This is a genomic window from Hymenobacter mellowenesis, assembly GCF_030581005.1.
Classification (GTDB): Bacteria; Bacteroidota; Bacteroidia; order Cytophagales; family Hymenobacteraceae; genus Hymenobacter; species Hymenobacter mellowenesis.
Genome location: NZ_JAUQSX010000010.1, coordinates 253540 through 259696 on the forward strand (window position 1 = coordinate 253540; position 6157 = coordinate 259696).

The following is a 6157-nucleotide window of genomic DNA, read 5'->3' on the forward strand; positions in this document are numbered from 1 at the left end:
CCCGGCCGAAACGGGCCCGGCCGGCGTTATTTCTTCACGGCGGCCACGGCCGCGAGGTACTTGTTGAGCACGATTTTCTCGTCGAATTTGGTTTCGGCGAGGTAGCGGCTGTTCTGGCCCATGCCCCGCAGGTCGGCATCGGAGAGGCGCAGCACTTGCAGCATTTTGGCGGCCAGGTCGTCGGCGCTGCGCACCTGGCAGAGGTAGCCGTTGCGGCCGTCCACCACGGTTTCGCGGCAGCCGGGCACGTCGGTGGTCACAAGGGGCTTGCCGCAGGCGGCAGCTTCGAGCAGGGTTTTGGGGGTGCCCTCGCGGTAGCTGGGCAGCACCACGCAGTCGGCCCGGTGGAGGTGGGCGGCTACATCGTCGGAGCGGCCCAAGTACTCAATGTCGCCGCTCTTGAGCCACTCCTCGAACGTGGCGCGGGGCACGCCCACGCCGCCGGCCTCGTCGAGGCCGCCCAGCAGCTGAATACGGGTGCCCGGCACGGCCTGCCGGATGGCTTTGGCGGCTTCAAAGTACTCCACCACGCCTTTTTCATAGAGCACCCGCGCCACCATCAGAAACACAAAGGGCTGGTTGCGCACAAACTCGGCGGCGGGCCGAAAACGGTCGGTGGCCACGCCGGAGCCGGGCAGCAGGTCGGTGATTTCCTTGCGCACGAGGCCGTTATCGAGGAATAGCTGCCGGTCGTCGTCGTTCTGGAAGAAAATCTTGGCCGGGAAGCGGAAGGCGAAGCGGTAGAGCCCCAGCGCCACCTTGCTCACGAAGTTCTTGATGATAAACACCGTGCCCAGCCCGCTCACGTTGTTGATGCTGGGGATGCCCGCCAGCTTGGCCGCAATGCTGCCGTAGATGTTGGGCTTGATGGTGTAGTGCAGCACCACGTCGGGCCGCTCGCGCTTATAAATCTGGTAGAAGCGGCGCGTGAGGGCGGCATCTTTCACCGGGTTGGTGCCCTTGTTTTCCATCAGAATGGGCACGAAACGGCAACCCAGCTCGGTTTCGAGGCGCGCCGAATAGTCATCGGGCGGGGCAATGGCCAGCACTTCGTGGCCCGCGGCCTGCAGGGCTCGCACGAGGCTGGCCCGGAAATTCCAAATATTCCAACTGGTATTGATGACGAGGGCGACGCGCAAAATGGTGGGTTGGTGAGGTGGCGAAATGGTGAGTTTGGGGCAAAGGTCGGGGCTACGGATTTTACCCGTATGCATTTATCCGGCCACTCACCATTTCACCACCTCACCATTTCACCTTTAAGCCGGTACTTTGTGGCCTGATTTTGTGTTAGCTCTCGTATGAACTTCCGATTTACTGCCTTCCTCCTGCTGGGGCTGCCCCTGCTGGCCCAGGCGGGCCCGCCGCTGCTGCCAGGCCAGGCCCTGTTCCAGAAAAACTGCGCCCGCTGCCACGGCGCCAACGGCAAGAAAGGCGCCAACGGCGCCCACGACCTCACCAAGAGCAACCTCAACGCTTTCGGACGCACCTACCTCGTCACCAATGGCATGGGCAAGATGCCGGCTTTCGGCAAAACGCTCACGCCGGCCGAGGTGCAGCAAGTGGTAGCTTATTCGCTGACGTTGAAGTAAGCCAGGACGATATGCAGAACGTTCTTTCTCCGTGACGTTCTTTTTGGTCGAATTTGCGTTTAGCCTCTTCTGACCCATCCAATACCGATTACAAACCATCCATATGGCAAATACCCAATCCGGCGGCCGCAAGCCCGGCAACAGCACCCGCCACGTCGGGGCCACCGACAACGTGAAGGGCCGGGCCGGCCGCATTCTGCTCAAAGCCGCCGCCAACGGCACCTACGAAACCGCCAAAGAGCAGGAAACCGCCGTACTGGTTTCGGTGCCCCCGCGCCGGCAGTCCGAAGCCCAGACTACCGAATACCTCGACGAGTTGGCGTTTCTGATTGAAACGGCCGGCGCCACCGCCACCAAGCGCTTCGTGCAGCGCCTCGAAAAGCCCGACATCCGCACCTATGTGGGCGAGGGCAAGCTGGCCGAAATCAAGGCATACGTGCAGCACGAGGGCACCAGCATGGTCGTTTTTGATGATGACCTATCCCCTTCCCAGCTCCGCAACCTGGAAGCCGAGCTGCTGGTGAAAATCGTGGACCGCTCGCTGCTCATCCTTGATATTTTCGCCCTGCGGGCCAAGTCGGCCACCTCGCGCACGCAGGTAGAGCTGGCGCAGTACCAGTACTTGCTCCCCCGCCTCACCGGCCTCTGGACTCACCTCGACAAGCAGCGCGGCGGCGTGGGCATGAAGGGCCCGGGCGAGACGGAAATCGAGACGGACCGCCGCATCGTGCGCGACCGGATTGCCTTCCTCAAAGAGAAGCTCGAAGACCTCGACAAGCAGGCCCACACCCAGCGCAAAACCCGCGGCGGCAGCATCCGCGTGGCCTTGGTGGGCTACACCAACGTGGGCAAAAGCACCCTGATGAACGTGCTGGGCAAGGCCGACGTCTTCGCCGAAAACAAGCTTTTCGCTACCGTCGACGCCACCACCCGCAAAGTGGTGCTCGACGGCCACCCCTTCCTGCTCTCCGACACGGTGGGGTTCATCCGCAAGCTGCCCACCAAGCTCATTGAGAGCTTCAAAAGCACGCTAGATGAAATCCGCGAAGCCGACTTGCTGCTGCACGTCGTCGACATTTCGCACCCCAGCTTCGAGGAGCAGATTCAGGTGGTGAATGATACATTGGCCGAAATCGGCGCGGCCGACAAACCGATGCTTTTGGTATTCAATAAAATAGACCAATACAAGCAGGACGACGCGCAGCACGACCCCTTCGGTGAAGTGCTGGACGCTGAGGACGATGGCACCGCCCCACGCCCGCCGCTGGCCCAGTTGCAGGCCACCTACATGGCCAAGCTGCACGACCCGGTGGTGTTCGTTTCAGCCCAGCAGCGCACCAATCTGGAAGAGCTGCGCGAGCTGATTTCCAAGCGCGTGGCCGCCCTGCACCAGCAGCGCTACCCCTACCAAAACGCGGGCTACGAGCAGGAATAAGGAGCTCCGCTCTTAAGCAAAACGAAAGCGTCTGCTCCGGTTGGGGCAGACGCTTTCGTTTTGCTTAAGAGCTGTTTCGCAGTCAGGTTGACGTAGGGGCGGGGCTTGCCCCCGCCCGGATAGTCGCGCAAAACCACCGATTTCGTTCAGCATCCGGGCGGGGACAGGCCCCGCCCCTACATCGTTTGGATATACCCTAACTGCGAAACAGTCGATGCTACTCCTTGATGAACTTGAGGCTGCCGGCCGACGAGCCATCGGCCTGCAGCACCTGCACCAGGTAGAGGCCGGCGGCCCAGCCCTGCACGTCGAGCGTTTGCGTGGCGCCCGTGGCGGTGCCGACGTACGTCAGGCGGCCGGCGCTGCTGTAGATGAGCAGCTGCTGGCCGGCTTGCAGCCCGCCCACCTCGATGCGAGCGGAGGTGGGATTGGGGGCCAGGGTGAGATGCGTCGCGGCAGCGCAGGCGGTGGTGAGGGTGGCTACCGGGCTGTAGGTGGCCGTGCCATCGGTGTCCACCATTCGGAGGCGGTAGTAGCGCACGGCAGCCAGCGCCTGCCGGTCGAGGTAGCTGTAGGTGCTGCCGGTGGCGCGGTTGTGGCTGGGCACGGCGGCGAGGCGCGCAAATGCTTGGCCATCGGTGCTGCGCTCTACTTCGTACCGGTCGCTGTTCGACTCAGTGGCAGTGGTCCAGGCCAAGCGGGTGGCGCAGCCCTCGGCAGCCGTGGCCGTGAAACTGCTGAGCCCCACCGGCAGCGGCCCGCCAACGATGGTGACGCGGCGGGCATTGCCGCTGAGCCGGCCGCAGGGCGCCACCGCGGCCAGGGCCGATTGCAAGCTGCCGAGGGTGCCGTTCTGCAGGCTGCTCACGGCGTAGCTGCGCTGAAACAGCAGGCCGTACACGTCGTAGGTGCCACCGGGCAGGGTGCGCAGGTCGGCGGTGGGGGCAATGCGTACCACGGTGTTGTTAGCCGTATTCACCACCACGTATTGGTATTCGTAGCCAGCGCTTTGCAGCGGGGCATAGGCCGTGCCGCCGGCCGGCGAAGTCGTGAACGTCACGCTGTAGTTGCCATTGGCCGGGGCCGACATCGGCGAGCCACCGAAGTCGGACAGCACCAGCGTGTAGGGCTGCCCCGCCGTGAGGGATACCGTCACACTGCGCGGCAAAAAAGTGCTGACGACATTGTCGACCAGAATATTCTGGCACGGGTCGCCGGGCGTGAAGACGGCTCCGGAGTACACCCGAATCACCATGTTGCCAAAGCCCGTGGGCGTGTTGATGGTGTACGTGCCCGTGGTGGAGGGCACGAATACGTAGCTGTCGTAATACGATGGGTTGCCGCCGTAGCGCGCGCAGCTGCTGCCGTCGTAGTCCGTCAGGAAAGTGGTAGCGTCGGTGGCGGTGATGGCGCCGGTAATCTGGTTGGCGCCCGTGAGCTCGGTGAGACTGTAGGCGTTCTGGGCAAGGTTCAGGGCGGCGTCGCCAGCGTTGGCCGTCAGGCTGGTGGCGGGCAGGATTTGCGAAGCCACCGGCGCGCACGGCCCGATGGGAAAGTCCACGTCATTGATATCGAAGAAGACATTGCCCACGGCTTCCACCCGCAGGCGAGCCTGCGCGGTGGTCACGTTCGGAATAACTACGGCCTCCGAGCCGTCGTTGGGTGTGCTGGCGGCCAGCACCGTGCCAAACGTCTGCCCACCATCCGTCGAGAGCGTGATGCGGACCTGGCTCACGCCAATCGGCGCCTGGTCGGTGCCGTTCACCGACCAGGTCACCGTGGCCGTCTGCCCGGCAATCCAGAGGGCCGGGGCGTTCTGGGTGGTCACGGCAAAGGGGCCGGTGTTGGGGGCCACGGTCAGCGTCACGTTGTCGGTGCTGAAGGTGCCGCCGGTGCTCACTTGGTCGCGGGCCGTGACCACGAAGTTGAGGCTGCGCCCCACGTTGGGCAGCGCCTCGCCGATACGGTCGGCCGGGCCGTTGCTGTTGGCCAGCACGTACTGCAGGTCGGGAAAGGTGCGGCTGGGCGTGCTGCGCGGCGGCCGGGGCCGGAAGAGTGGCGCCTCGGGGTCGTCGACGGCCGCCAGCCCGCCAGTGCCCACAATGGAGCCCAGCGCGTTCAGGTTGGTGGTGTAGTCGAACTGGTTCCAGGTGTAGGCCAGGGCATCGCCGTCGGGGTCGGAGCCGTTGGCGGTGAGGGTGAAAGGCGTGTTGCGCGGAATCACGTAGTCGGCCCCGGCGTTGAGCGTGGGCGGGCGGTTGGCGTTGGCAGTCACCGTGGGGCAGCTCACGCTGAGCAGTTCGTCGCGCATCTGCCGCAACGAGTGCGTGTTGAAATGGTCTTCGTCGGTGGGGCCCAGGCCCTGCAGGGTTTGCACGTTGCACACGTAGGTGTAGGCCATGATGGTGGCCCCGCCGCCCGGCTCGATGTTGCTGCCCGGCGAGCCCGAGCCGCACGGCCCCGTGAACGTGTGGGCGGCCCCGTGCTGGTGGCCCATTTCGTGGGCCAGCACCTGCCGGAATCCGCTGGTGCCCACCCCCGACCACGCCCCGGCCCGATAGGTCAGGTTGCTGTTGCAAATGATGCCCACGTAGGCCACGCCGCCGCCCGTGTTGTGAAAACAGTGCCCCAAATCATAAGTACTGGCATCGAACCGACTGCTGATGAAGCCGGCCACTTCGCCCAGGTTTTGCTCGCGCAGGCGGCCGGCGGTGGCCGGGTCGGAACTAGCAAGCGTGGGCGTGGTCACGGCCGAAAAGTAGTAGCTGCCACCGGTGGGTTTCACCAAGGTGAAGCCCACCGCCAGTTCCTGCGAGTACAGGGCCGTCATCTGGTTCATGGCCGTCACCACGGCCTGCTCCACGCTGGCATCGGTGCTGCCGTTGGCGGTGTAATATTCCTGCGTCACCAGAATAGCGTACCGAATGCTGCGCAACTGCGTGCCAAAGCTGAAAGGCGCGGGCAGGTTGGCGGCCGTCGAGCGGGCCTGGGCGCCCGCGGGGTCCAGGGTGGCGCAGGGGCCGGTGTTAGGCGGCGTGGGCTGCAGCAGGTAGGCCCCGCTGCCGTCGGCAGCGGGCCGCAGGCTGGCCGATTCGGCCCCGGCCAGCACCTGCGCCGTGAGGGCCCGCGGCGT

At 64.7% G+C, this 6157-nt stretch carries 4 protein-coding genes; 2 read left to right on the plus strand and 2 right to left on the minus strand.

What is annotated here, in order from left to right; translation table 11 throughout:
* Window positions 1–26: 26 nt before the first annotated feature.
* Window positions 27–1139: a glycosyltransferase family 4 protein gene (locus tag Q5H92_RS19000; RefSeq protein WP_305013136.1), complete on the minus strand. Its 1113-nt coding sequence runs from the start codon at window positions 1137–1139 to the stop codon at window positions 27–29.
* A gap of 159 nt (window positions 1140–1298) precedes the next feature.
* Between Q5H92_RS19000 and Q5H92_RS19005 the strand changes: the two genes are divergently transcribed.
* Window positions 1299–1589: a c-type cytochrome gene (locus Q5H92_RS19005; RefSeq protein WP_305013137.1), complete on the plus strand. Its 291-nt coding sequence runs from the start codon at window positions 1299–1301 to the stop codon at window positions 1587–1589.
* Between the two features lie 103 nt (window positions 1590–1692).
* Window positions 1693–3024, plus strand: coding sequence for a GTPase HflX (gene hflX, locus Q5H92_RS19010; RefSeq protein ID WP_305013138.1), 1332 nt, complete (start codon window positions 1693–1695; stop codon window positions 3022–3024).
* Between the two features lie 217 nt (window positions 3025–3241).
* Here hflX and Q5H92_RS19015 read toward each other — a convergent pair.
* A partial coding sequence (locus Q5H92_RS19015; protein WP_305013139.1) for a zinc-dependent metalloprotease occupies window positions 3242–6157 on the minus strand: 2916 nt, incomplete at its 5' end.

Bases quoted from the DNA above. Each gene is read 5' to 3' on its own strand.
- Q5H92_RS19005 (WP_305013137.1), top strand. From the start codon at position 1,299: ATGAACTTCCGATTTACTGCCTTCCTCCTGCTGGGGCTGCCCCTGCTG.
- hflX (WP_305013138.1), top strand. From the start codon at position 1,693: ATGGCAAATACCCAATCCGGCGGCCGCAAGCCCGGCAACAGCACCCGC.